This window comes from Stenotrophomonas sp. TWI819, assembly GCF_039673075.1.
Lineage (GTDB): Bacteria > Pseudomonadota > Gammaproteobacteria > Xanthomonadales > Xanthomonadaceae > Stenotrophomonas > Stenotrophomonas rhizophila_B.
This window is the reverse complement of the sequence record NZ_JBDJKY010000001.1, coordinates 543270-567515: the sequence shown is the minus strand read 5'-3', so window position 1 is coordinate 567515 and position 24246 is coordinate 543270. Positions and strand designations below refer to the sequence as shown.

At 66.9% G+C, this 24246-nt stretch carries 22 protein-coding genes; 16 read left to right on the top strand and 6 right to left on the bottom strand.

Annotation, left to right across the window (positions count from 1 at the left end):
- Positions 1-41: 41 nt before the first annotated feature.
- The 3 genes from ABE463_RS02475 (at position 42) to ABE463_RS02465 (ending at position 2111) form a co-directional block, all read left to right on the top strand.
- Entirely contained in the window at positions 42-1343 is a 1302-nt protein-coding gene (locus ABE463_RS02475) for a replication-associated recombination protein A (protein WP_346467141.1), read from the top strand.
- Positions 1343-1741 (top strand): fluoride efflux transporter CrcB, encoded by a 399-nt coding sequence (crcB, locus tag ABE463_RS02470; RefSeq protein ID WP_346467140.1) that lies wholly within the window; start codon positions 1343-1345, stop codon positions 1739-1741. The genes ABE463_RS02475 and crcB overlap by 1 nt, the downstream gene beginning before the upstream one ends.
- 97 nt (positions 1742-1838) lie before the next feature.
- Positions 1839-2111, top strand: coding sequence for a hypothetical protein (locus tag ABE463_RS02465; RefSeq protein ID WP_019184750.1), 273 nt, complete (start codon positions 1839-1841; stop codon positions 2109-2111).
- Here ABE463_RS02465 and ABE463_RS02460 read toward each other — a convergent pair.
- Together ABE463_RS02460 and ABE463_RS02455 are read right to left on the bottom strand one after the other, a co-directional pair.
- Complete coding sequence (locus ABE463_RS02460; protein ID WP_346467139.1) at positions 2104-2997, bottom strand: LysR substrate-binding domain-containing protein; 894 nt, start codon at positions 2995-2997, stop codon at positions 2104-2106. The two genes, ABE463_RS02465 and ABE463_RS02460, sit on opposite strands and share 8 nt — an antisense overlap.
- A gap of 53 nt (positions 2998-3050) precedes the next feature.
- The gene (locus tag ABE463_RS02455; protein ID WP_346467138.1) at positions 3051-4070 is read right to left on the bottom strand and encodes a WYL domain-containing protein; all 1020 of its coding nucleotides are present in this window, start codon (positions 4068-4070) and stop codon (positions 3051-3053) included.
- 123 nt (positions 4071-4193) lie between these two features.
- On the opposite strand from ABE463_RS02455, the gene ABE463_RS02450 reads away from it, so the two are divergent.
- Together ABE463_RS02450 and ABE463_RS02445 are read left to right on the top strand one after the other, a co-directional pair.
- The gene (locus ABE463_RS02450) at positions 4194-4772 is read left to right on the top strand and encodes a glutathione S-transferase family protein (RefSeq protein ID WP_346467137.1); all 579 of its coding nucleotides are present in this window, start codon (positions 4194-4196) and stop codon (positions 4770-4772) included.
- Between the two features lie 122 nt (positions 4773-4894).
- Complete coding sequence (locus tag ABE463_RS02445; RefSeq protein ID WP_346467136.1) at positions 4895-6340, top strand: amidohydrolase family protein; 1446 nt, start codon at positions 4895-4897, stop codon at positions 6338-6340.
- 59 nt (positions 6341-6399) lie between these two features.
- On the opposite strand, the gene ABE463_RS02440 is transcribed toward ABE463_RS02445, so the two are convergent.
- Complete coding sequence (locus tag ABE463_RS02440) at positions 6400-8568, bottom strand: glycoside hydrolase (protein WP_346467135.1); 2169 nt, start codon at positions 8566-8568, stop codon at positions 6400-6402.
- Between the two features lie 186 nt (positions 8569-8754).
- Here ABE463_RS02440 and ABE463_RS02435 point away from each other — a divergent pair, with 186 nt between their 5' ends.
- Entirely contained in the window at positions 8755-9285 is a 531-nt protein-coding gene (locus ABE463_RS02435) for a hypothetical protein (protein WP_346467134.1), read from the top strand.
- A 75-nt stretch (positions 9286-9360) separates the two neighbouring features.
- On the opposite strand, the gene ABE463_RS02430 is transcribed toward ABE463_RS02435, so the two are convergent.
- A complete protein-coding gene (locus ABE463_RS02430; protein WP_346467133.1) occupies positions 9361-9969 on the bottom strand; it encodes an NAD(P)H-dependent oxidoreductase in 609 nt (202 codons plus the stop codon).
- 72 nt (positions 9970-10041) lie between these two features.
- On the opposite strand from ABE463_RS02430, the gene ABE463_RS02425 reads away from it, so the two are divergent.
- The 7 genes from ABE463_RS02425 to ABE463_RS02395 all read left to right on the top strand — a co-directional run bounded on the left by ABE463_RS02425 (position 10042) and on the right by ABE463_RS02395 (position 17019).
- Complete coding sequence (locus ABE463_RS02425; RefSeq protein ID WP_346467132.1) at positions 10042-10650, top strand: TetR/AcrR family transcriptional regulator; 609 nt, start codon at positions 10042-10044, stop codon at positions 10648-10650.
- A gap of 174 nt (positions 10651-10824) precedes the next feature.
- Entirely contained in the window at positions 10825-11502 is a 678-nt protein-coding gene (locus tag ABE463_RS02420; protein WP_346467131.1) for a hypothetical protein, read from the top strand.
- An 82-nt stretch (positions 11503-11584) separates the two neighbouring features.
- Positions 11585-12592: an alpha/beta hydrolase-fold protein gene (locus ABE463_RS02415; RefSeq protein WP_346467130.1), complete on the top strand. Its 1008-nt coding sequence runs from the start codon at positions 11585-11587 to the stop codon at positions 12590-12592.
- 121 nt (positions 12593-12713) lie between these two features.
- On the top strand, positions 12714-14096 hold the full coding sequence (locus ABE463_RS02410; RefSeq protein WP_265307917.1) for an ATP-binding protein: 1383 nt from the start codon (positions 12714-12716) through the stop codon (positions 14094-14096).
- Positions 14097-14165: 69 nt separating this feature from the next.
- Positions 14166-15200: an ABC transporter substrate-binding protein gene (locus ABE463_RS02405; RefSeq protein ID WP_346467129.1), complete on the top strand. Its 1035-nt coding sequence runs from the start codon at positions 14166-14168 to the stop codon at positions 15198-15200.
- A 20-nt stretch (positions 15201-15220) separates the two neighbouring features.
- Positions 15221-16255, top strand: a complete 1035-nt coding sequence (locus ABE463_RS02400; protein WP_346467128.1) for an iron ABC transporter permease — start codon at positions 15221-15223, stop codon at positions 16253-16255.
- Positions 16252-17019: a heme ABC transporter ATP-binding protein gene (locus tag ABE463_RS02395; RefSeq protein ID WP_346467127.1), complete on the top strand. Its 768-nt coding sequence runs from the start codon at positions 16252-16254 to the stop codon at positions 17017-17019. The genes ABE463_RS02400 and ABE463_RS02395 overlap by 4 nt, the downstream gene beginning before the upstream one ends.
- 84 nt (positions 17020-17103) lie before the next feature.
- Here the strand turns inward: ABE463_RS02395 and ABE463_RS02390 are convergent, their stop codons facing one another.
- Together ABE463_RS02390 and ABE463_RS02385 are read right to left on the bottom strand one after the other, a co-directional pair.
- Entirely contained in the window at positions 17104-17313 is a 210-nt protein-coding gene (locus ABE463_RS02390; protein WP_346467126.1) for a hypothetical protein, read from the bottom strand.
- Positions 17314-17644: 331 nt separating this feature from the next.
- Complete coding sequence (locus tag ABE463_RS02385) at positions 17645-19843, bottom strand: TonB-dependent siderophore receptor (protein ID WP_346467125.1); 2199 nt, start codon at positions 19841-19843, stop codon at positions 17645-17647.
- A 573-nt stretch (positions 19844-20416) separates the two neighbouring features.
- Here ABE463_RS02385 and fusA point away from each other — a divergent pair.
- From fusA to ABE463_RS02370, 3 genes are all read left to right on the top strand, one after another.
- On the top strand, positions 20417-22459 hold the full coding sequence (fusA, locus tag ABE463_RS02380) for an elongation factor G (protein WP_346467124.1): 2043 nt from the start codon (positions 20417-20419) through the stop codon (positions 22457-22459).
- Positions 22460-22624: 165 nt separating this feature from the next.
- Positions 22625-23551, top strand: coding sequence for a M14 family metallocarboxypeptidase (locus ABE463_RS02375; protein WP_346467123.1), 927 nt, complete (start codon positions 22625-22627; stop codon positions 23549-23551).
- Between the two features lie 131 nt (positions 23552-23682).
- On the top strand, positions 23683-24240 hold the full coding sequence (locus tag ABE463_RS02370) for an ECF-type sigma factor (RefSeq protein ID WP_346467122.1): 558 nt from the start codon (positions 23683-23685) through the stop codon (positions 24238-24240).
- Positions 24241-24246 lie beyond the last annotated feature (6 nt).

Sequence of the window (24246 nt, the reverse complement as noted above, 5' to 3'; positions counted from 1 at the left end):
CTTTCAATGGGCCCGATCTGCTGACCGCGGATCGGGACAACATGCGTCCGCTCGCCGAGCGGATGCGCCCGCAGACGCTGGATGAGATGGTGGGCCAGAAGCGCCTGCTCGCACCGGGCAGTGCGCTGCGCCGGGCGGTCGAATCCGGCCATGTGCACTCGATGATCCTGTGGGGTCCGCCGGGCTGCGGCAAGACCACACTCTCGCTGCTGCTGGCGCATTACGCCGATGCCGAGTTCCGTGCGATCTCGGCCGTGCTGTCCGGCCTGCCGGAGGTGCGCCAGGTGCTGGCCGAGGCCGCGCAGCGCTTCGTCGAGGGGCGCCGCACGGTGCTGTTCGTGGACGAGGTGCACCGCTTCAACAAGGCCCAGCAGGATGCGTTCCTGCCGCATATCGAACGCGGCACCATCGTGTTCGTGGGCGCCACCACCGAAAACCCCTCCTTCGAACTGAACTCGGCGCTGCTGTCGCGCTGCCGCGTGCACGTGCTGGAGTCGGTTTCTCCAGCGGACATCGTGGAGGCGCTGGAGCGTGCGCTGCAGGACACCGAGCGTGGCCTGGGCGCGGAGCAGCTGCAGGTCGCGCCGGAGGCGTTGCTGGAGATCGCGACCGCCGCCGATGGCGATGTGCGCCGGGCCTTGACCCTGCTGGAGATCGCGGCCGAGCTGGCCACTGGCGACGGCGGGCGGATCAGTCCGGAGATGCTGGTGCAGGTGCTGGCCGATCGCACCCGTCGCTTCGACAAGGGCGGCGAGCAGTTCTACGACCAGATCTCGGCGCTGCACAAATCCGTGCGCAGCTCCAACCCGGATGCCGCGCTGTACTGGCTGACGCGCATGCTCGATGGTGGCTGTGATCCGTCGTATCTGGCACGTCGCCTGACCCGGATGGCGATCGAGGATATCGGGTTGGCCGATCCGCGCGCGCAGTCGATGGCGCTGGAGGCCTGGGACATCTACGAGCGGCTGGGCAGCCCGGAGGGCGAGCTCGCGTTCGCGCAGCTGGTGCTGTATCTGGCCAGTACCGCCAAATCGAACGCCGGCTATGCCGCCTTCAACAAGGCCAAGCAGGAAGTGCGCGAGACCGGTACCCAGGAGGTGCCGCTGCACCTGCGCAACGCGCAGACCAAGCTGATGAAGGAGCTGGGCTACGGCAAGACCTATCAATACGATCACGACGCGGACGGTGGGATTGCGCTGGATCAGACCGGCTTCCCCGATGCGATGGGCGAGCGCGTGTATTACGAACCGGTGCCGCGCGGGCTGGAAATCAAACTGAAAGAGAAGCTGGACCGCCTGCGTGCCGCCCGGGAACAGGCGCGCGCCGAGAAGGGCGTGGACTGATGGACAGCGCCGGCGTCTGGTGGCAGCAGCTCGGCCTGGTGATGGCCGGGGGTGCACTGGGCGCGGCACTGCGTTTCATGATCGGCGATGCGATGCTGCGCCAGTTCGGCACTGGCTTCCCGTGGGGCACGCTGACGGTGAACCTGGTGGGTGCCTTTGTGGCGGGTTACGTGATGATCTGGCTGCAGAGTCGGGGCACGGCTGCGGTGTACTGGCGCGCGTTTCTGATCGTGGGGATCGTGGGCGGGTTGACCACGTTTTCGTCGATGATGCTGGAGTCGCTGGTGTTCACCCGCGCGGATCGAAGCCTGATGGTGCCGCTGTATCTCGGCATCAGTCTGCTCGGCGGCATGCTGCTGGTGTGGGCTGGCGCGCGCGTGGCCGAGGCGTGGCGCTGAGGTTCACACGCCGCCATCGCAGAAATCCACGGAAAACGCTGGATTAAAGTGATGTCTCACGATATCGTGCGCGCCCCCGTTTGCATCCTCGTCCGTCATGCGCGATGAACAAGACCCCGGAACACTGGAACTGACGCTGCCGCGCAAGCGCGGCCGTCCGCCCACGTTCGGCTACGCGATGACCGATGCACAGCGTGCGGCCCGTTACCGTGCGCGTCGCGCCGGCCAGGCCGGGCATGCCGATGTGCGCAACTGCAGCGACATGGTGCTGTTGGACAAGATCCGCGCCTCGATCACCAGCAAGGACCCGGAACTGACCGGCTTCCTGGTGCACGTGCTCTGGCAGCGCTACCCGCTGCAGCTCAAGTAAGGGCGCCCGCCCGCTCCTGATCGAGCAGGCCCGTCAGACGCACGGCCAGGGCTTTGACCAGCGGGTCGGCCGTGGTGCGGTGGAGCAGGGCGATTTCGAACGTATCGATCGGCGGCAGACCCTGTTCGGCGCCCAGGACGGTGTGCTCTCGACTCAAGGCGCGCGCCGGCAGCAGGCTGATGCCCATGCCATCGGCGACCGCGCCCTGGATGCCGCTCAGGCTGGAACTGGTGAAGCTGATCCGCCAGCGGCGGCCGAGTGCTTCGATGGCATCGATGATGTCGTCACGGTACAGCCCGCGCGGCGGGAAGGTGACCAGCGGGACCGGATCCAGACCGATGCAGCCATTGCGGGCACTGTCGATCCAGACCATGGTCTCCGGCCAGCAGGCCACGGCGGCGCGGCTGTTGCGGCGCTGCTTGACCAGGATCAGATCGAGCTCGCCGTGATCGTAGCCATTGGCCAGGTCGCGGCTGAGGCCGCTGGTGACTTCGAGCTTGACCTGCGGGTGTTCCCGATTGAAGGCGCCGAGCAGCTGCGTGGTCGCGGCGCTGACGAAGTCTTCCGGAACCCCCAGCCGGACGGTGACGGCCACCGTGGTGCCGGCCAGCGCTTCGAGTAGTTGGTCGTTGAGTGCCAGCAGTTGGCGAGCATGGCCGAGCACGAGCTGGCCTGCATCGGTGGGATGCACATCACGGTTGCCCCGCACCAGAAGTGGATGGCCGGCCATGTCCTCCAGCCGACGGATCTTCTGGCTGATGGTGGATTGCGTAGAGTGCAGGCGCGCGGCGGCCGTGGTGAAGCTGGCGCAGTCGGCGACCATCACCATGGCGCGCAGCAGGTCCAGATCGAACAGGGTGCGATTCGGTTTTTCACTTGCGGTCATGCCGTCATTGTGAATCGCAATGGCTGTCGGCGCCAACACCGACGCGCATGCGGTCAGGTGCTGTTGGTGCCTGCCGAGGCCTCCGACGGTTCGCTACGGGCCAGGCTGCGGCTGATCCGCTCACCTGCCTCGCGCATGGCCTGGTGCAGTGCAGGGGGTCCCAGTACCTCGAAATCCAGACCCAGCGCCAGCAACCAATACACCACCGTGCCCAAGGGGTTGGCGGCGCAGCGCAGCAGGCAGCGCCGGTCATCGACCGCCTCAAGTTCTCCGGCTGATGCCGGGATCTGCTGGCGCATGACCGACAGCGGTGCGTGCAGGATGATCCGCGCCAGGTCGTGGTGCTGGCCCAGCGAGAGCGCGCGGGCGACCCACTGGCGCAGATCGCCCTCTCCGGGCCCTGCGCGCGGCGCGAAGTGCGCACCCACCACCGGTGCGCTGGCGATCCGGTCGATGCGGAAGGTGCGCCAGTCGTTGCGCCCGGTATCCCAGGCGACCAGATACCAGCGGCGATCGGCATGCACCACGCCCTGTGGCTCGACCTGGCGTGCACTGGAGATGCCCTCACGGTCGGTGTAGTCGAAGCGGAGTTGGACCTGGTCGCGGCAGGCGCAGGCCAGGGTGGTCAGCCGCCCGGCATCCACCTGCGGGCCGATTGGATTGGCGGGCAGGAGCGTCGAACGTAGCGCGGCCAGCCTGGGGCGCAGTCGCGGTGGCATGGCCTGTTCGATCTTCACCAGCGCCGTGATCGCGGTCTGCTCGATGCCGCTGATGGTGCCGGTCACGGCGGTGCGCAGCGCAACCGCCGCCGCCAGCGCTTCCTCGTCATCCAACAACAGCGGCGGCAATGCACGCCCCGGGCGGAACGCATAGCCGCCGGCGATGCCGGTGCTGGCGTGGATGGGGTAGCCAAGCTGCCGCAGGCGATCAATGTCCCGCCGCAGCGTGCGCGGGTGGATGGCCATGCGTTCGGCCAGCTCGCCGCCGGCCCAGTGCGGGCGGGATTGCAGCAACGAAAGCAGGCTCAGCAGGCGGGCGGAGGCGGTCAGCATGCGCGGCAGCGTAGCAGTCATTGCGGGCCGATTCTGTCCGCAATGCTGCCTAGTCTTGAGCGCACGGTGCAGCACCGGTTCCGCCGCACCTTTCCACCCCTCTCAAGGAGTTCTTCGATGTCCCTCGTTTTCTATTGACACCCCATGTCCAGCGCCACCCCGGTCGCGTGCGCCCTGGCCGAGCTGTCCGTCCCGCACGACCGGGTCAAGATCGACATCCGCAACGGCGAACAGCGCACGCCGGCGTATCTGGCGATCAATCCGAACGGCAAGGTCCCGTGCCTGGTGGTGGACGGCACGCCCCTGTTTGAAGGTCTGGCGATCCACCTGTGGTTGGGCGAGCAGTACGGGGTGGGCCAGGGCCTGTGGCCGGCGGTGGGGACCCCGGCTCGACTGGAGGCGATGTCCTGGTGCACGTGGGCGTATGTCACCTACGCAGCAGTGCTCGGGCGGGTATGGCTGGCGACCGTGGACGATGCGCTGCGCAGCGTGGAGCATGCTGCGGCGGGCGTCCGTGCCGCCAACGAACTGCTGGATCTGCTGGAGGCGCGCCTGTCGCAGCAGTCGTGGATGCTTGGCGAGGCGTACTCGTTGGTGGATCTGGTGGTAGGCCAGGTGGTGGGCTACGGCACCCATCTGGGAGCGGTGGTGGATGCGCATCCGGCGGTGGCCGGCTGGCTGCAGCGGGTGCAGGCCCGCCCGGCGATGCAGGGCGAGAATTGAGGCAGCCGGATCCGCCAGCTCGCAGCATCGCAATCATGCATGTGCCTCATGCTGAAATTTAACTGGTGAATGTGCCGGGCCTGACCGTAAGGTGGCCCGGTTCTCTCTCCGGTGTGCACTCCATGTCTTTGCGTCTTGCGATCCCGGTGCTGCTTGCACTGACCCCTTCCGCGTTCGCGGCCGAGCAGGCGGATCTGATGATCCGGCATGCCACCGTTGTCGACGTCGAGCACGCCACGACGGTGGCCGACCAGACGGTCGTGGTCCGTGGTCAGGACATCGTCGCCGTCGGCAATGACCGGGCGATGCGCAAGGCATGGCGGGCCAGGCAGGACGTCGATGGCAAGGGGCGCTACCTCATCCCCGGGCTGTGGGACATGCATGTGCACTTCGGCGGCGGGCCGGCGCTCATCGAAGAGAACAAGGCGCTGCTGCCGCTGTACATCGCCCATGGCATCACCACCATCCGTGATGCGTCCGGCGATCTGCCCGAGCAGGTGCTGCAGTGGCGCGGTGAGATCGCCAGCGGCCAGTTGGCCGGCCCGCAGCTGTTCACCTCGGGCGCCAAGATCGAAGGCATCAAGCCGGTCTGGAAGGGCACCATTGAAGTGGGTTCGCAGGCGGATCTGGATGCGGCGTTCGTGCGCCTCAAGCGCGACCGCGTCGATTTCGTCAAGATCACCGACAGCACGCTGACGCCTGAGTTGTTCCTGGCTGCCGTGCGCGGGGCGCGCGCCAATGGGCTGCGTGCCTCCGGCCACATCCCGATGGCGTTGACCGTGCAGCAGGCCGTCGATGCCGGTATCAGCTCGATCGAACACCTGGACTACGCCTACAAAGCCGGGGTCAAGGATGAGGCGGCCATCGCGGCGGACTTCGCGGCCAAGCGGATTGATCGCGCGCAGGCCAACGCGCGGCTGGATGCTGGATTTGATCGCGACACCGCCATGCTGGCCTACCGTGGCTTCGCAGCGAAGGGGGTGTTCGTGACGCCCACGCTCAATGGCGGCCGCATCCTGGACTTCCTGGATCAGGATGATCACCACGACGATCCTTACCTGGCCTACATCGGCCCGAAACTCCAGGCCACCTACGCCTGGCGTGTGGAGCGCGCGGCCAAGGCAACCCCGGCGCAGATCCAGGCCCGCCATCAGGAATACCACCAGGTCGCCGCAGTACTTCCGATGCTGCAGCAGGCCGGGGTCACGATCATGGCCGGTACCGATGCGGGCTTCCTCAACTCGTTCAACTATCCGGGCATCGGCCTGCATGACGAACTGTCACTGTTCGTCAAGGAAGGGCTGAGCCCGGCGCAGGCACTCTCGGCGGCCACCCGCGCAGGCCCGGCCTGGTTCGGTACGCTGGACCGCTACGGTGCGGTGGCGCCAGGCAAGGCCGCCGATCTGGTGTTGCTGGAGCGCAACCCATTGGAGGACATCGAGGCCACGCGTGGCATCCAGTACGTGGTGCTGCGCGGCCAAGGGTATGACCGCAAAGCGCTGGATGCGCTGCTGGAGCAGACCAAGGCGAAGGTCACGGCGTGGAAGGCTGAAGAAGCGAAGGAGTAGTGGCTTCGGGCGCGCTCACCGGTGTGGTGGGGGCGCATGGGGCTGGACAGTGAGCCGGCCTACGGCGATGTCGGCGAGGTGAAGGTGAACGTTCGGCCGTCGGCAAGACGCGCGGTCGCGCTGCGCGGGGGCAATGCGTGCGCATCGACCTGCTGCGGTTGATCGGAGAAATTGGCCACGATCACGCTGCCATCGGCGAAGGTGGTCTGCTGCACCTGGCCATTGGCATCGCGCCAGCGGAAGTCCACCAGTGCCTGGTCGAACAGGGCCTCGTGCAGTGGCCGGAAGAAGGCGTCCAGATGGCGCAGGTAGGCGATCCGCCGCGTAGCGGTATCCACGCTGAGGTTGAGCAGGGGCGGCACGTTGTAGAGCTGCTGCAGCAGCTCGGTCGTGCTTCGGCTTTCGCGGAACTTCAGGCTGTCCAGGGTCCAGTGATGGGTGCTGACCACGCTGTCGTGGAAGGCAGCCTGCAGCAGCGGCAGGCGTCGCGACGGGTTGAAGTAGAGCTGCTGATAGCGCGGTTTAAGCTGGCTCTGCTTGAAGAAGAAGGCCGGCCGGTGCTCGGGCGCCCAGGCGCCGAGGTAGTAAGGCGAAGCGCGTTCACGGCGCATCTGCGGGTCGCCCCAGCCGAAGCCGGCGGTCTGCGCACCGTGGGCAAAGGCGACGTGGCGATTGACCGCCGCTGCGCCGACTTCCGAGCCGACCACCAGCTTTTCGCTATCGGCCAGCCAGGCCAGCGCGGCACTGCGGTTCGCCGCGTCCTGCGCCTGCGAGGTGGGCTTGGCCGGGTCGCTGTCGTCAAACAGCATGCCGGTGGCAGCGACATCGAGGAACCAGCTGTTGTAGGGGGTATCAGCGCGCAGGGCGCGCACGCGCCGTTCCATCAGCGGGCGGACGCAGGCAGCATTGGTGTACACCCCGTTGCCCTGGAAGCCTTTGATGCGCTGGCCGTCGGGTTTCATGATCCCGCAGCGTTCGAATGCGTCCTGCCCCAGCTGTGCTGAGAGCCAGGAAGGATTGTCGTTACCGTCGGGCAGGGCGGTGTCATAGGAATCGTAGGGCGCGACCAGATAGCCTGCCTGTATGGCCGTGGCCACCGCGCCCGGGCTCGCCCAGGCGGCGGTCCAGTCCGGCAGCCCGAGCCAGAGCCGTGGCAGACCCGCGGCCTGCAGCGCGTGGATCATCCGCGGCGATGCCGTGTCGCCGCGTGCTGCTTCCGGCTGCAGGGCCTTGCCCAGCGTCGCGTCCAGCGCGTGTCGACGCCGCTGGAGAGCGTCGGCGGTCTCACCGGGGAACTGCTCGGCCAGTGCGGCGTTGATGGCGCTGACCAGCACCTGCTGCACGTAGGGGCCACTGTGCGGGGCGGTCACTGCCTCGCGTGCCTCCTTGTCCTTGCCGACCCACGCGTGCGGCAAGAGGGCTTTCAGCTGGCGCCAGTCGCGCACGTCCTGTTCGGCCAGTACCCGGTCGCCCCAGAGGTACAGGTGGCTGGCGCCGATCAGTTTGTCGCCGTCCGGCACACGCGCCAGTTTGTCCTTGAGCGTGATGAAGCCGCCTTGCGCCTGCAGCCATTGCCGGTAACGTTTGGCTGGCGCCAGCCAATCCGGGGCATCCAGGTTGACGATCACAACATAGGGGTCGGTCTGGTTGAGGGGATGGAAGTCGTGCTCTGCCGTGAGCGCGAGGGTCGCCTCATCGGCGCTGAAGCGCACGGTGTTGTTGAAGGGCGTGGCGAACAGGATCGACAGCACCCGGTCCGGCCAGGCGAGGCCGATCACGGGCAGGGTCAGGTCTTCGGTGGTATTGACCTCCCCATAGGCGCTGAGCAGTTCATCGCGCCAGGCGGTGTCGCCGGCGGGAATGTAATAGCCCTCGTGCAGCGGAAGCAGCAGCGCGCCGGCACCGGTCGGCAGCGTGGGCCATGTCACCACACCGGCGGAGCTGCGCTCAAAGCGCAGCTGCAGGGCGTCCTTCTCCAGTGTGGCGTGGATGGTGGTGGCGACGCCGCGCTGCCACTGCGCACTCACCGGTGTCTGCACCAGGTCCAGGATGGTGTCGCGCGCTGTGGCGGAGGAGATCACGGTTTCCACGCCGTCGCGGGTGGTGGCGGTGACTGCAAGCGTCGCCGGGTCGATGTCCACCTGCCAGCGTGCATTGGCCAGCGTGAGTGCGTGGGCGGCGGGTGAGGCAGCCAGCAGGAAAAGGGCAAGCAGCCTGGCAAAGGGCATGGGTCGTCTCACTTCAGGGTGTGGCGGCCTGCCATCGCGTCACAGCGACCGGAGGGTGGGCCGAATCGGTGTCGAGCCTAGCGATGATTCGGCGGCTGTCGAGCGCGGCCCATCACAGTTGCACGCACCGAAGGCCGCAGATGTGCTGGAATTGTGATCCGGTCAGGTAAAGCAGGAGGTAGAACGATGGGCAAGCTTGCTGCTGCGGCTCCCCGGTTGAGGCATATTCCTGTTGTTTCCGTGCTGGCAGGGATCGCGACGGCGATCACAATGCCTGCGTTCGCTGCAACGGGTGATCCTGCGCGCGCGGTGGTGGATGCGCTGTATGGGTTTCGTGCGACACACGGCCCGGCGTATCCAGATGCATTTCCGGCGTTGCGGCCCATGCTGAGCCCCGGATTGCTGGCGCGATGCGCTCGTTACCAGCGGGCGCTGGACGCCCCGGGCGCACCGACGGATCTGGTCCCGACCATCAACTACGACCCGTTGACCGGTTCACAGGAGGCGCTGTCGCCATCGTATCCCGCGACCGAAGTGGCGCGGCGGAAGGACTGGGTCCGCTACCGTGTCCGTGCGACCTACCCCGATGGCGCGGCCTGGAATGACATCGATGTGCAGGTGGTGAAGTTGAGTTCAGGGCAGTGGCGCATCAGCAATATCAATCGGCTGCGGCAGGATTGTGCGCTGGGGCCGTATCCGGATGTCCCTGGGCGATAGGTCGCAGGCCCCGCGTTGCGGGGGCCTGGTTGTCGCGCGCGGAATGCCTGGGCTTGGCAGCGGCATCGGATGGGCTCAGTGGGCTGCCGCGCCGGGCAGGGTGGCAATGCGCTGTCCCAATGCATGCGCCGTCTGCAGATGGGCTTGTGCATCGCCGTTGTCCGTTTCCAGCAGCAGCGTTGACGACAGCACCGGTGCGCCGCAGTAATCGAATATGCCGGTCTCGATCTGGGTCTTCATTGCGTCGGTATAGCCGCGCTTCTGCCACGTGCGTTGGTCGGCGCCGCCGAGGCCGACCAGGTGGATGGACAGGTGGCCCAGTTTCTTGACCACCCCCTGCCCACTGCTGTCGTCATAGGCCCAGCCATTGGAGAACACGCGGTCGATCCAGCCCTTCATGAGGGCCGGCATGCTCCACCAATACACAGGGAAGACCAGCACCAGTGCAGTGGTGCGGTCCAGGCGGGCCTGTTCGGCCAGCACATCAGCGGGAAAGGGCGCCAGGCGTTGATGGCCCTGCATGTCGTCCTGATTGAAGCGGGGGTCGAAGCCCTCGGCACTCAGATCGGCCAGTTCGGCCGTTGCACCGGCAGCTGTCGAGGTGATGCCCTCGGCAATGCAGCGGGCAACGGCATGGGTCAGTGCGTCTGGATTGGGGTGGGAGGTAACGATCAGGGTGTGCATCGGCGTCCAAAATTGGGGAGGCTGTATACTTTCGGTAAGTTAATGACTGTAAGTTACGATTGGTATATAGACATGTCAAGCCCGCCCAAGCCTGCCGCCCCCACCACGCCACGCCGCCGCATGTCTCGAGAGGAGCGCCTGCGCCAGTTGCTGGAGGAGGCCTGGCGACTGGTCCGCGAAGAGGGCACCGACGCACTGACGCTGGGGCGGCTGGCTGAGCAGGCCGGGGTCACCAAGCCGGTGGTGTATGACCATTTTGGGACGCGGGCGGGTCTGCTGGCCGCGCTGTATCGCGATTTCGATGCGCGGCAGGGGGTGGTGATGGAGGCGCTGTTTGCCAGCAGTGGTCCGACACTCGCGGCGAAAGCGCAGCTCATCGCCGAGGCCTACGTGGCCTGCGTGATGAAGCAGGGACGCGAGATTCCCGGTGTGATTGCTGCGCTGGCCGGCTCGCCTGAACTGGCGCGCATCAAACGCGACTATGACGTCGTGTTTCTCGATCAGTGCCGCGCGTTGCTGTCACCCTTCGCGCCTGCGGGAGCGCTGGCGCAGGCAGGGTTGTGGGGCATGCTGGGTGCTGCTGAAGGGCTCTCCGTTGCGGCGACCACCGGCGACATCACGCCCGTACAGGCCGAGCAGGAGCTGGCCGCGACGATCGAGGCGATGGTGATGCGCGGTTGAGCATCGCAGTGCGACAGCGCGCTTGAGCGATGTCGCGGTGCCCTGGGCGGACGCGATCGGGCGCGTATGATGTCCCGCCCTTCTGGACTGGATGCCATGCGCGCTTTTGTCACTGTTGCTGCACTCACCGCTGCGATCACTGCGGCCGTGCCCACCAGCGCTGCGACACTGTCGTTGAACGAGCGCCTGAAGAACGCATCGAGTGTCGAGGTGAATCAGGTCCCGGCGAGCGGCGCGCCCTTGATCGGCCGGGTGCAGCAGTTCCGCAATGGCGACAGCCTGGTCCGCCTCGGCGAGGGTGGGGGTGAGCCACTGGTGCTGACGCTGTGCAATGGCAAGGCACATATGAATCTCGACGCGAGCTGGCCCGGCGCGCCCGCGGCGAAGACGCAGGAAGAGAAGCAGATGCGTGCGTACGGCCTGTACATGGCGGTGATGGGCGGCATGGCGATGGCGCAGGGCATCGCGGGCGACACGCTGGAGCTGCCGGCCGAAGGGCAGGCCTCCACGGTGCAGCGCGAGACTTCCTGGGCCTATGGCAAGGAGCAGTACGCGGTGACGGTGAACAATGGCGTCGACGGCGAGCTGCGGATCAGGGTGGCCAAGAAGGGAAACACCACGAGAACCCCATCGTCGGGGCCGGATGACATCGTCAGCACCGACGGTGACAAGGCCGCGCGCCTGGCCGAGCTTGAGCCGGTCGGCACCGCGCGCGAGCTGGTGATCGCCTCATCGCCGATGGGGGCGTCCGTGCCGGACGACATGTCCTTGAAAGGCTGGATGTCCGCCAGTGGCAAGGGTGGCGCGACGGTAGGTGCGGCGCGCAAGGCGTCGGGCGATTGCGCGCGCTGAACCCGGTGGCGCAACGTCAGTGATACCCATTCGCATTTGAGTTACACTGGCGCGATAGCACCGTCCCTCGCTCCGGGTAGTCATGATTGTTTCGTCGTCGCTGATCTCTTCCGTATCGCCGTGGTTGCGCACGCTGGGCGTGGCGACCGCCATCGGCATGGCGGCGTTGTCGCCTGCCTCGGCGCAGCAGCGCAATCCCGAACAGAAGGTCGGCGAGACGGTGCTGGATCAGCCGGCGCAGAGCTATCGTTTCGAACACTTCGTGCTCGACAGCCCCGACAAGGTGCGCCGCTGGCGGGTGAACATCGGCGTGCCGGCCAAGGCCTCGGCCACGCCGGCACCGGTGCTGTACATGCTGGATGGCAACGCCGCGGCGATGGTGCTCGACCAGTCCATGCTCGCCGATCTGGCTGCGCATGCCGCGCCGGTGCTGGTGTTCATCGGCTACGACAACGACCTGCGCATCGATTCCGCGGCGCGTACCCGCGATTACACCGCGTGGATCGATACCGCCGACGACGAGAACGGCACGTCGAAGTCCAGTGGTGGCGGTGCGTATGCGTTCCTGGATCTGATCGAGCGCCGGATCAAGCCGGAAGTGCAGCGCCGCGCCAGCATCGATCTTCAGCAGCAGTCGCTGTGGGGCCATTCGCTCGGCGGCCTGTTCGTGGTCAGCACGCTGTATACCCGGCCGGCCGCGTTCCAGCATTACGTGTCGGCGAGCCCGTCACTGTGGTGGAGTCAGGGCGCCCCGCTGGGTGACATGGAGCGCCAGTTCATCGCCAACGCCCAGGGCCAGCCGGCACAGGTCACGGTGATGCTCGGTGGCGACGAGCGCACCGGCAACCGGGGCGTGCGTGACATGACCAATCCGCGTGTGGTCGCGCATCTGCGCCGCATTGGTGGCGCCACTCCCGATGCCGCGCAGCAGCTGGCCACGCGCCTGGCGAAGGTGCCGGGCCTGACCGTGCAGTACCGCGAATTCCCCGGCCTTGGCCATGGGCCGATGCTGCCGGCATCGCTCAAGGCGACGCTGAGCCAGTTGTATGGCATCGCCGATCGCAGCGGCACGCCCGCGCCGGCCCCCTGATTTTTCGTTACCCAGGCAGTTCCGTGGCCCTGTGCCACCGCCGCAACGGACCGCGGCCACGCCAAGGCAAGCACTGTGACAACGCGCCAACCGGCGCGCCCCCAACAGAAGGAGTCTGCTGATGTACACCCTGAAAACCCTCCCGCGCGTCGCCACCCTGGCCCTTGCGCTGTCGCTGGCCAGCCCGACCGTGTTCGCCCAGCCGGTGTTCGATGCGCCTGCCAACGGCTTCCGTGGTGAAGTGGTCAGCCGCGGCCAGAACGTGGTCCCGGGCAGCGACGCCGAGGTGATCGGCCGCCAGTTCGTGCCGGGCCAGCAGGTGACCCTGCTGCGCGGTGAAACGGTGCTCAACGCCACCCCGTACGTGGTCGATGCCGAGGGCAACTTCAAGGGCAAGGTCGCGATTCCGGCCGATGCCGTGCCCGGCCAGCAGCCGGTGATCGTGCGCGCCAGCCAGCCGTCCGCCGCCGCGGTGCTGTCGCTGCGCGTCTCGCCGAACCTGCCGCTGAGCGGCCAGCAGAACTTCAACCAGACCTCGGCCAAGCTGGTCCAGGGCCTGTACCAGTCCGCGTACAGCGCGGCCAGCAATGCGGTGTTCGTCACCGCTGCCGTCGGTCGCCCGCCGGTCACCCAGTCGCAGCTGCTCAAGCTGGACCCGAAGACGCTGAAGGTCACCGCCAAGATCACCCCGGCGGAAGTGCCGGGTGGCAAGGGCGGTGCGGTGTTCGCGGTGTATGGCGTGGGCGTGGATGATGCCAACGGCAACGTGTGGGTCACCAACACCCGCCAGGACACTGTTGCCGTGTATCGCCAGAAGGATCTGTCGCTGGTGCGCCAGTTCGATGTCGGCACTGTGCCGCATGCTCGCGACGTCGTGGTCGATGGCCGTCATGGCAAGGTATTCGCCTCGGCCGCCGGTGAGGATCATCTCTCGGTGTTCGATGCCCGCACCCTGCAGCCGCTGGAGCCGATCACCCTGGCCTCGGGCGTGGACGACAAGAAGTTCGTCCCGATGAGCCTGGTGCTGGATGAAGCGGCCGGCAAGCTGTTCACCGTCAGCATCGGCACGCCCGAAGCGGCCGTGATCGACACCACCACCGGCAAGGTGGAGAAGGTCATCGATCTGGGCAACTCGATCAGTGCCTCCGGCGTGGCCTATGACGCTTCGGCAGGTCGCCTGTACGTGGCCTCGCAGGGCACCGACAACCTGCTGATCGTCGATGTCGCCAGTGGCAAGGTGCTGCACGACGTGCCGGTCGGCGCGGGTGCGCTGAACGTCGCCTTCGAGCCGGTGTCCAAGCTGGCCTATGTGACCAATCGCGGTGCCGGCACGGTGACCGTGGTCGATGGCAACGGCAAGGTGGTGGGCAACCTGGATGGCGGCACCTTCCCGAACCATGTGCGTGAAGATGGCAAGGGCAACGTGTTTGCCGTCAACAAGTCGCGTGATGCCCAGGATCCCAAGGGCGACCGCATCACCCGCATCAGCACCCGCGCGAACTGAGGTTCGCGCAGTGCGTTGCACTGGCGGCGGGGCGAACAGCCCCGCCGTTCTGATGGAAGAGGAACTGCCATGAAGTCGATTGTTGTCCGCCGCAGCCTGCTGGCGCTGTCCCTGGTCGCTGTGATCGCCGGCTGCTCGAAAGAGCCTGCCGCGCCGGCCGCCGATACCGCTGCGTCCCCCGCCGTGCAGGGCGCCGAAGCACTGCCGGAGGGCTGGCAGCGCGTGGTGGGCGTGGACGTGCCGGATATCGACGGCGCCACCCAGCAGTTGCCGGCACAGGTCACCTCCGATGATGGTGTGGCCACGACGGTGACCGATACCTCCAAGATCATTGCCGGTGGCGATGACATCATCGCCGTGCTCGAAGCGCTTGGTCTGGACGACCAGGTCTACGCCGCGCCGCTGCGCTCGGCCACCGCGTCCGGCCGCAAGGCCCCCAAACAATTTCTGTTCAACCGCACCACCGGTGTGGAAGGCGTGTTGAGCCTGCAGGGCACCCTGTTCCTGGGCAACAGCCTGCGCCGCCATTCCGATCTGGCCGCCAAGCTGCGCGGCGCAGGCGAAGCAGCGGTGATCGTCGACGATCTGCAGCCGGCCGGGGACAAAGTGCGCAAGGTCGCCGCCGCCGTCGGCATGGCCGAGCAGGGTGAAGCACTGGCCACGAAAGTGCAGTCGCAGTTGGATGCGGCCAAGGCCAGTGGTGCCGCATTGGCATGGCACCCGCGCGTGATCCACGTGTCCGCGACCGGTGCCGGCGGCGCGCCGACCGTGGCAGGCTCGGACAGCGCCTCGGGCAAGCTGATCACGCTCGCCGGCGGCATCAACATCGGCGACGAAGCCGGTGTGGCCAACTACTCCGCGCTGAGCAACGAGGGCGTGGTGGCCGCTGCGCCCGATGTGATCCTGGTGACCGAAAATGATCTGGCCCTGTTTGGTGGCCAGGCCGGGCTGTGGCGCGCCTATCCGACGCTCCGGCAGACGCCGGCCGGTGCGGCCAACCGCGTGTGGGTGATGCCGGATGTGGAGTTGAAGTCCGCCAGCGTCGCCTCGGGCAGTGGTGCGGTGGCGCTGGCCGCGGCATTTGCAACCGTTCCGCGCCCGTGAGTGCTTGAGGTATGGCGGTGTTGAGTCCTGCGCGTCGCCGCGGCGCGACCGTGTTGATCTGGGCCGCGGTGGGGCTGCTCATCGCAGTGATTGCGTCGTTCGCGGTGGGCCCGTTGCGGTTGCCCCCGATGGAGGTGCTGCAGGCGATCGGCGTGAAGCTGGGGCTGGCCGATCCGGCCAGCGTCAGTACCCGCGATCTGGCCGTGGTCTGGCAGCTGCGCATTCCGCGTGCCTTGCTGGGTGCGATGGTGGGCGCCGCACTGGCGATGGCCGGTGCGAGCCTGCAGGGGTTGTTCGGTAATCCGCTGGCCGACCCCGGCATTGTCGGCGTGACCCAGGGCGCTGCCTTGGGCGCGGTCTCGGCGATCGTGTTGGGTGCCGGCGCCTTCGGTGCGTGGACGCTGCCCTTGGCGGCGTTCGCCGGTGCCGGTGGCGCGATCACCTTGACGTATCTGCTGGCGCGGCCGGGGCACGGCACCGGCACGGCGACATTGCTGCTGGTCGGCATTGCGATCGCGGCATTCTGCTCGGCGATGATCGGGTTCCTGACCTACATCGCCAGCGAGAGCGAGCTGCAATCGCTGGTGTTCTGGCAGATGGGCTCGTTGGCCCAGGCCGACTGGATGGATGTGGTCGCGGTGGCACCGGTGTTCGTGCTCGGCACGATCGCGCTGCTGCGGCTGGCCACCCCCTTGGACATGCTCGCGCTCGGTGAGCGTCAGGCCCAGCACCTGGGGCTGGATGTGAAGCGCACGCGGCTCAAGTTGATTGCCTTCAGCGCGCTGCTGGTTGGTGCCGCCGTCGCCTTCGCCGGCTCGATCGGTTTCGTGGGTCTGGTGGTGCCGCACGTTGTGCGTCTGCTGGTCGGCCCCGGCCATCGCTGGTTGCTGCCGGTCTCGGCCGTCGCCGGTGCGCTGCTGATCGTGGTCGCCGACACCGCCGCACGCACGCTGGATCCGCCGTCGGAGATTCCGCTGGGCCTGTTCTCGGCCGCGCTGGGTGCGCCGTTCTTCCTGTGGCTGGTGATGCGTCAGCGCCACCGGAGCGGCGCATGAGCGCGCTGCTGCAGTTGCAGTCGGTGCAGTTGAGCCGCGGCGCGCGGCGCATTCTGGATGACATCACGCTGGATTTCGTCCCGGGCACGGTCACGGCGCTGGTCGGGCCGAACGGCGCGGGCAAGTCGACGTTGCTGGCGGTAGCCGCAGGCGATCTGGAAGCGGAGCAGGGCAAGGTGCTGCTGCGTGGGCAGGCGCTGGCGGACTGGAAAGCCAAGCCGCTGGCACGCGAGCGCGCGGTCATGCCGCAGGAGCACGCGGTGCGGTTCGCCTTCCGTGTGCATGAAGTGGTGGCGATGGGGCGGCTGCCGCATCCGCCGGATCCGGTCAAAGATGCGGCCTGCATCGCCGATGCGCTGGCGCGGGCGGACCTGCATGCGTTGATCGAGCGGGAAGTGGAGCATCTGTCCGGTGGCGAGGCGGCGCGCACGACCTTCGCCCGCGTCCTGACCCAGGACACCCCGTTGCTGCTGCTGGATGAGCCGACGGCTGCCCTGGATCTGCGTCATCAGGAGCGCACGCTGCGCGCGGTCCGCGAACTGGCCGATGCCGGCGCCTGTGTGATCGTGGTGCTGCATGATCTGAATCTGGCCGCCGCGTATGCGGACCGGATCGTGTTGCTGGAACAGGGTCGCGTGGCGGCCGATGGCACGCCGACCGAGGTCCTGACGCGCGAGCACATCGAGCGTGTCTACCAGCAGCCGGTGCTCGTGCTGCGGCATCCGCAGCGCGATGTTCCGTTGGTGGTGGTGACCGACGCGTAGCGCCGGGAGTTATCCCGGCGCCATCGCGATGTCACCGGAGCCCGTCAGCGGCCGGCACGACAAACGACGCTGATGCTAAGCGCGTCATTGACGGTAGTCATCGCGGCTGCTGATGTCGCCGGCCTCATCTCCCACGTGGGCGCGTTGGGACACGTGGGCCCGTTCGGACACATGGGCGCGTTCGGAGACATGGGCGCGTTCGGAAATGTGGTGCCCGCCATCATCAAAATGCGAGCAGCCGGCAAGGATCAACAGCGCCGCTGACATGGCAAGCGTGACAAGAATCGATTTCATCGCAGGTTCCTTCGGTGGGTGGGGTGCAGCCCCTGTTGCTCGAAGGTCTGTGTTTGGCAATGAACTCCCCATTAACTCCCGCTGCTGCGTGGCATGCCGATCTGTAGCGTCATGGCATTGAGAAATTCCGATGCGGGCGCAGAATCGAAACGGGCATTACGGGCGCCCAGAAAAATGGAAGTGCCGATACCGATTTTGCTGCTATATGAGCCAGAGATGTCGTAAGCAGCCCGAAACCGCGAGGCGAACTGGCACTCGCGTAGCGCCGGGTTGCCCGGCGCGCTGACGGTGTGACGGGAGCCGGCCAGTGGCCGGTCCCGTCGATGACGGATTACCAGCCCAAGCGCGCGGTTGCCATCACAGTGCGGCCGCTGCCGTAGTAGCACGACGACACGCCGGTGCAGGTCGACACGAAACGCTTGTCAGCCAGGTTGCTGGCATTGATAGCGAGCTGCACCTGGGTGCTGCCGATCTGGCCCACGTCATAGCGGATCGCCGCATCGAACAGCGTGTAGGACGGGATCCGGTACAGGTTGGCGCTGTCGCCGTAGCTCACGCCGTTGTAGCGCGCGCCAGCGGCCAGGCTCAGGCCCTGCAGCGCGCCGGCCTGGAAGGTGTAGTCCGCCCAGAACGAGGCGCTGTAGTCGGGAACCATCGCCAATTCCTTGCCCTGGTAAGGCGCCGAACGGGTCATCTCCGAGTCCATTCGGGACGCGGCGCCGATCAGGCTGAAGCCCTCGATCGGCGTGATCCGGCCTTCCAGTTCAATGCCGCGCACGCGGCCCTCGTCACCCTGGATCGAGCAGGTGGCGGTGCCGGTCGCCCCGCAGTTGCGATGCGACGCCACTGGATCATCCACGATCATGTTCTGCTGGCGCAGGTCGTACACCGACAGTGTCACCAGGCCGTCCACCGAGGCGGGCTGATACTTCAGGCCGGCTTCCCACTGCGAGCCGGTCACCGGCTCGAACGCGGTCTGGGTGAAGCTGTCCAACGGCGATTTGGTCGACGGCTGGAACGATTCGGCGTAGCTCACATACGGGGTCAGACCGTTCTCGAATACATACAGCACGCCCGCGCGACCGGTGAAGGCCTCGCTCTTGATCACATTGCGCCCGCCCGGCGTGGAGATGCCGGTAGCGATATTGCGGTTGGCACTGCTGCTGTCGTCCTTGGTCCAGTCGTAGCGGCCGCCGAACGTCATCCGCCAGTTGCCGAGCGCCACTTGGTCCTGCAGGTAGACGCCGCTCTGCCGGTTGATGCCGGCGGTCGGGGTTTCCGTGCTCACCATCGGGCGGTAGGTCGAATACACCGGGTTGAAGATGTCGATCGGGCGGGGGCTGCTCATGGCACTGCGCACGCCCTCCCAGTCCGCACGCTGCCAGTCCCAGCCAAGCAGCACGGTGTGATCCACCGCGCCGGTGCTGAAACGGGCCTGCAGGCGGGTATCGAAGGTGTCGCCATCGGAGTCGCCGGTGCCCATTACGCCGCGACGGTTCTGGGTGCGGCCATCGGCATTGAGTGCGCCGAAGGTGACCACGCTGCGGAACAGCGAATCAACATGCGTGCGGCGCGCGCTCTGGGTCAGCGTGAGGTGGTCGTTGAACTGGTGCTCGAACATCCAGCCGGCCGTCCACAGCGTGCGGTCGAAGGTGTTCCAGTCCGGCTCGCCGATGAAGGTGCTGTTCTTCATGTAGCCCGACGCCGTCGGATGGAGCGTGCCGCCGGCCGGCAGGAACTGGTAGGTCGAGCCGCCATCGTCCTTCTGGTACATGCCCAGCAGGGTCAGGCGGGTGCGCTCGGCGAGCTGCCAGGTGTAGCTGGGCGCGAGGAACCAGTGTTCCTGCTCAGTGCGCTTGATCTGAGTCTGGCCGTCGCGATAGAGGCCGACCAGGCGGAACAGGTGATCATCACCGGCCGTGCCGGCGCCCACGTCAAAGGCAGCGCTGTACTGGCCATTCGCATCCACGCCCAGGCGCAGTTGCTGCACCTGATCCGGCGTCGGCGTCTTGCTGACCTGGTTGACCATGCCACCCGGGGCCACCTGGCCGTACATCACGGCAGATGGGCCCTTGAGCACTTCCACGCGCTCCAGGTTCCAGCTGTCGAACATGCTGCGGTTCCACTGACTGCCCTGCGGCGCGCGCATGCCATCCAGGGTCACATTGTTGGACCAGCTGCCGGCATCGAACCCGCGGATGCGGAAGTCGTCCACGCGGTTGTCGATGCCCGAGCTTTCCAGGCTGACGCCGGCGACATAGCGCATCGCATCGTTGAGCGACTGCACGCCACGGGCATCCAGTTCGGCACGTTCAATCACCGACACCGATTGGGGGGTTTCAGCCAGCGCGGTGCTGGTCTTGGTCGCGCCGCTGGTGCTGTTGGCCGCCCGGTAGGCATTGACGCGTACGGCGTCCAGATCGGTGGCGGTCTGGGCGTGGGCGGTGGGAACGATCGCAGCGGCCAGACAGGCCAGGGCCAGCAGGTTGGGGCGCAATCGGCGCGGATACAGGGTCAGGGAGCAGGGCATGGGCAACAACTCGACAACGCGGAGGAAGGGGGCGCGGGCGCTGGCTCGGCTTCCGGGGTCGGGGGGCGCCAGCCTCGCGGGCGTCGTCAAGGCGACGCATATGGCCCCATTTTAAGGATTGTCGCCGCATTCGCAATTGCGACACATTCGCACATGCGGGGTGGGCCGACCCAGCATCGCCGCCATGAATGGTGTAAATGTGTGTAAATGACGATCAGTGTTGCAATGGTGCTGCTAATTGGGGCTTGTGGCCGGCCATCAGAGGTCTACAATGCCGGCTACACCCCAGGTGACCCTCATGACTTCGATGCCGCTGCTGACGTTTTTTACCCTGACCCGCGATGTCGCGGCACGGGCGCGTCTGCCAATCGGAGTGCGAGGCTGCTGACCGGAACACCGGTCACCCTGGACCCCACGCAGAGCGCCCACCGGGCGCTCTTTTCGTTTCCACGCAGCAGAACTGTTTGAAGGAGAACGTGCCATGCACCAGATCGCCGAGCCCCAAACCTGGCCGCACGCCCGTTAGCCAACGGCGGCGTGCGGCTCCCCGATGTTGGCAGCGAGACCTATCCCATGAACACCCATACCCAGACCCTTACCCTCCGGCGCAACCTCGGCATCATTGCCCACATCGACGCCGGCAAGACCACCCTCACCGAGCGACTGCTGTGGAAAACCGGCGAGATCCATCGCGTCGGCGAGGTGCACGACGGCGCGGCGACCACCGATTTCTCGGCGATCGAGCGCGAGCGTGGCATCACCATCGGCGCGGCCGCCGTGCAGGCCCATTGGGCCCCGCGCGACCAGCCCATCCATCACCTGACCCTGATCGACACCCCCGGCCACATCGATTTCGCGATCGAAGTGGAGCGCTCCCTGCGCGTGCTGGATGGTGCGGTCGCCGTGTTCTCCGCGGTGGACGGGGTGCAGCCCCAGTCCGAATCGGTCTGGCGCCAAGCGCGTCGCCACGGGGTGCCGCTGATTGCCTTCGCCAACAAGATGGACCGCACCGGGGCGTCCTTCGAACGCGTGCTGACCCAACTGCGCGAGAAACTGCGTGCGACGCCGTGGGCGCTGGGCGTGCCGATCGGGACCGAAAGCCAGTTCAATGGCTGGGTGGACCTGGTCGACCGCAGCACCGTGCATTGGGATGACAAGGGCACCGCCCTGCGGCATGCCTGGACGACCGATGAGGCGGCGCAGTGGCTGCCGCAGCGCGAGGCGCTGATCGAGGCCGTGGCCGATGCCGACGACGTGCTGGCACAGGCGTGGCTGGAAGGCACGGTGATCGACAACGCACAGCTGCGCGCGGCGATCCGTCGCGGCACCCTGGCCGGTGCAGGCGTCCCGGTGCTGGCGGGTTCGGCGTTCAAGAGCAAGGGCGTGGAGACGCTGCTGGATGCGGTGGTCGACTATCTGCCTTCGCCACTGGATCGGCCGGCGGTGGTCGCCGCCGAGAACGGCAACGACGTGCTGCTGCCACCGGACCCGGAGGGCCCGCTTGCGGCGTTGCTGTTCAAGATCACGCACCAGAACCACGGTGCGCTGAGCTTCGTGCGGGTGTATTCGGGCACGCTGAAGGTGGGCGACGCGCTGGCCAGTTCGCAGCATCCGCAGGGGCGACGGGTCAGTCGCCTGGTGCGGGTGCAGGCCGACCAGACCCACGACATCAAGCAGGCCGTGGCCGGTGACATCGTCGCGGTGCTGGGCTGGAAGGATGCGGTCAGCGGTGAAACGCTGAGTGCACCATCGCGCCCGCTGCTGCTCGATACGATCCAGGCGCAGCATGCGGTGCTGGCATGGCGGTTGACGGCGGAGAAGGCCTCGGACCTGATCCGCATCAGCCAAGGATTGGCCAGCCTGGCGCAGGAGGATCCGTCGTTCCGTGTCGAGACCGATGCGGACAGCGGTGAAACCCTGATCTGGGGCATGGGCGAGCTGCATCTGGAGGTGATGGTCGAGCGCCTGCGCACGGAGTGGGGCGTCACCATCCGCACCGGCGAGCCGCGCGTGGCCTATCAGGAAACGCCGAAGCGTGCGGTGCAGCGGGTGGAGGGCAAGGTCGCCAAGCAGACCGGCGGCCAGGGCCAGTTCGCCCAGGTGCTGATCGATGTGACGCCGCGCGAGGATGGCGAGGTGACCTTCGTCGACCGCACCGTCGGCGGTGCGATCCCGCGCGGGTTCGTCAACGCGGTGGAGAAGGGCGTTCGCGCTGCACTCGGCGAAGGCCCGCTGGGCCATCCGGTGGTCGGTATCGAGGTGACGCTGGTCGACGGTCAGACCCACGTCAAGGACTCCTCGGACATGGCCTTCCATCGCGCCGGCAGCGAGGCGGTGAAAGCGGCGCTGGCCCAGGCGGGCACGCAGCTGCTGGAGCCGGTGATGGAGATCGCCATCCACGCGCCGTCGGGCAATGTCGGCGATGTGGTGGGTGACCTCAACCGTCGCAGCGGACGGGTGGCCTCGATCGAGGACCAGGATGGCCAGGCGGAAGTGCTCGGCTATGCACCGCTGGCGCGACTGGGTGGCTATACCACCTCGCTGCGTTCGCTGACCCAGGGGCGCGCGTCCAGTGACATGCGCTTGAATGGGTATGAGGCGGCGCAGACGGCCTGATCGTCGATGTGGAAAGAGAAGAGGGCCGGGCAACCGGTCCTCTTTTTTCGTGTCAGCGTTGGCAGCGCGCACACCGCCGGATGCCCGCACGCAGCTAGAATGTCCCCCGTAATGTCGCACGCAGCCAACGGCCGCAGCGACCGGATTTCTCTTTGGAGCACGGCCATGAGCAACACGCATTTCTACCCGATCGGCACCCCCGGCCACCCCTGGGGCGACGCCGAGCGGGCGCAGTGGCGTGCCGCCCAGCAGCGACAGCGCAGCTACCACGATGATGTGGTGGCCGCGCTCGAGGGCCTGGAGGAGCGCTTCGAGGTGGTCCAGTACGGCCAGCTGGACTATGCACCGGATCATTACCCGCTGTTCGCGGTGGTCAGCCACGAATGGAATCCTGCACTGCCGACCGCGCTGATCACCGGCGGTGTGCATGGGTACGAAACCAGCGGCGTGCATGGCGCGCTGCAGTTCCTGGATCAGCACGCCGAAGCCTATGCCGGCCGCATCAACCTGATCGTGGCGCCCTGCGTCAGCCCGTGGGGCTATGAGCGCATCCAGCGCTGGAATCCGGATGCGATCGATCCCAATCGCAGCTTCCGCGGCGAGGGCCTGATCGAGGAGGCGGCCGCGCTGATGCGCTGGATGGCCGCGCGGGGCGACACGCTGCTGGTCCACATGGACCTGCACGAAACCACCGACAGCGATCTGCAGGAATTCGACCCGGCGCGCTGCGCCCGCGATGGCATCGCGCTGGTACCGGACATCATTCCGGACGGCTTCTATGTGATCGGCAACAGCGAAGACCCGCAGCCGGCCTTCCAGCAGGCGCTGATCGCCGCGGTTGAGAAGGTTACCCACATTGCCCCGGCCGATGCGAACGGCGAGTTGATCGGCATGCCGCTGCAATCCCCGGGCGTGGTCTGGGGCGAATCGCGTTCTATCGGCGCCTGCGCCGGGTTTACCGACGCGTTGTACGCCACCACCACCGAGGTATACCCGGACAGCCCGCGCACTTCGCCCCAGGAGTGCAATGCGGCGCAGGTCACCTCGGTGTGTGCGGGGCTGGACTTCGCGCTGGCCCATCCGCGGGGCTGATCAGAGAGGCACAGCCATGATTCCGACGGCGGCACCTGGCGTGCTCACGGTCCAGCAGCCTTGCGCTATGATCGAGCGTCAGGGACGAGGTCCGCCTGGCCGGGGAGGCCGGGTGAGATGGAGCGGGAATCATGAGTGGAGAGGTCACGCAGTGGCTGCACCGGTGGCGCCGCGGGGATGTCCAGGCGCAGGCATACCTGTTTGAACTGATCTATCCCGCGTTGCGCGAGATGGCGCAGGCGCGTATCGGCCAACACCGTGACGATGTGACCCTGCGGCCGACCTCGCTGATGCATGAGGCGTTGTTGCGGGTGATGGGGTCTGAGGTGGAGTTCTCCGATCGCGCGCATTTCTTCGCCTTGGCAGCACTGAAGATGCGTTCCGTACTGGTGGATTTCGCACGCAACGGTGCGGCCGCCAAGCGCGGGGCAGGCGCCTTGAACCTGACGCTGTCGCACGCTGATCGCGATCTGCCATATGCGCCGACCTGCGATTACGAAGTGCTGGCATTGCATCAGGCGTTGAACCAGTTGGCCGGGCACGATGCGCGGGCTGCCCGTGCGGTGGAGTACATGTACTTCGGTGGGATGGACCGCGCAGAAATCGCGGTCGTGCTGGAGGTGTCGGTGCCGACAGTGGATCGCGATCTTCGCTTCGCGAGGGCGTGGCTCAATCAACGCCTGGCGTAAACCGGG

Coding starts and splice junctions, on each gene's coding strand:
- ABE463_RS02475 (WP_346467141.1), top strand. CDS start 42: ATGCGTCCGCTCGCCGAGCGGATGCGCCCGCAGACGCTGGATGAGATG.
- crcB (WP_346467140.1), top strand. CDS start 1,343: ATGGACAGCGCCGGCGTCTGGTGGCAGCAGCTCGGCCTGGTGATGGCC.
- ABE463_RS02465 (WP_019184750.1), top strand. CDS start 1,839: ATGCGCGATGAACAAGACCCCGGAACACTGGAACTGACGCTGCCGCGC.
- ABE463_RS02460 (WP_346467139.1), bottom strand. CDS start 2,997: ATGACCGCAAGTGAAAAACCGAATCGCACCCTGTTCGATCTGGACCTG.
- ABE463_RS02455 (WP_346467138.1), bottom strand. CDS start 4,070: ATGACTGCTACGCTGCCGCGCATGCTGACCGCCTCCGCCCGCCTGCTG.
- ABE463_RS02450 (WP_346467137.1), top strand. CDS start 4,194: ATGTCCAGCGCCACCCCGGTCGCGTGCGCCCTGGCCGAGCTGTCCGTC.
- ABE463_RS02445 (WP_346467136.1), top strand. CDS start 4,895: ATGTCTTTGCGTCTTGCGATCCCGGTGCTGCTTGCACTGACCCCTTCC.
- ABE463_RS02440 (WP_346467135.1), bottom strand. CDS start 8,568: ATGCCCTTTGCCAGGCTGCTTGCCCTTTTCCTGCTGGCTGCCTCACCC.
- ABE463_RS02435 (WP_346467134.1), top strand. CDS start 8,755: ATGGGCAAGCTTGCTGCTGCGGCTCCCCGGTTGAGGCATATTCCTGTT.
- ABE463_RS02430 (WP_346467133.1), bottom strand. CDS start 9,969: ATGCACACCCTGATCGTTACCTCCCACCCCAATCCAGACGCACTGACC.
- ABE463_RS02425 (WP_346467132.1), top strand. CDS start 10,042: ATGTCAAGCCCGCCCAAGCCTGCCGCCCCCACCACGCCACGCCGCCGC.
- ABE463_RS02415 (WP_346467130.1), top strand. CDS start 11,585: ATGATTGTTTCGTCGTCGCTGATCTCTTCCGTATCGCCGTGGTTGCGC.
- ABE463_RS02410 (WP_265307917.1), top strand. CDS start 12,714: ATGTACACCCTGAAAACCCTCCCGCGCGTCGCCACCCTGGCCCTTGCG.
- ABE463_RS02405 (WP_346467129.1), top strand. CDS start 14,166: ATGAAGTCGATTGTTGTCCGCCGCAGCCTGCTGGCGCTGTCCCTGGTC.
- ABE463_RS02395 (WP_346467127.1), top strand. CDS start 16,252: ATGAGCGCGCTGCTGCAGTTGCAGTCGGTGCAGTTGAGCCGCGGCGCG.
- ABE463_RS02390 (WP_346467126.1), bottom strand. CDS start 17,313: ATGAAATCGATTCTTGTCACGCTTGCCATGTCAGCGGCGCTGTTGATC.
- ABE463_RS02385 (WP_346467125.1), bottom strand. CDS start 19,843: ATGCCCTGCTCCCTGACCCTGTATCCGCGCCGATTGCGCCCCAACCTG.
- fusA (WP_346467124.1), top strand. CDS start 20,417: ATGAACACCCATACCCAGACCCTTACCCTCCGGCGCAACCTCGGCATC.
- ABE463_RS02375 (WP_346467123.1), top strand. CDS start 22,625: ATGAGCAACACGCATTTCTACCCGATCGGCACCCCCGGCCACCCCTGG.
- ABE463_RS02370 (WP_346467122.1), top strand. CDS start 23,683: ATGAGTGGAGAGGTCACGCAGTGGCTGCACCGGTGGCGCCGCGGGGAT.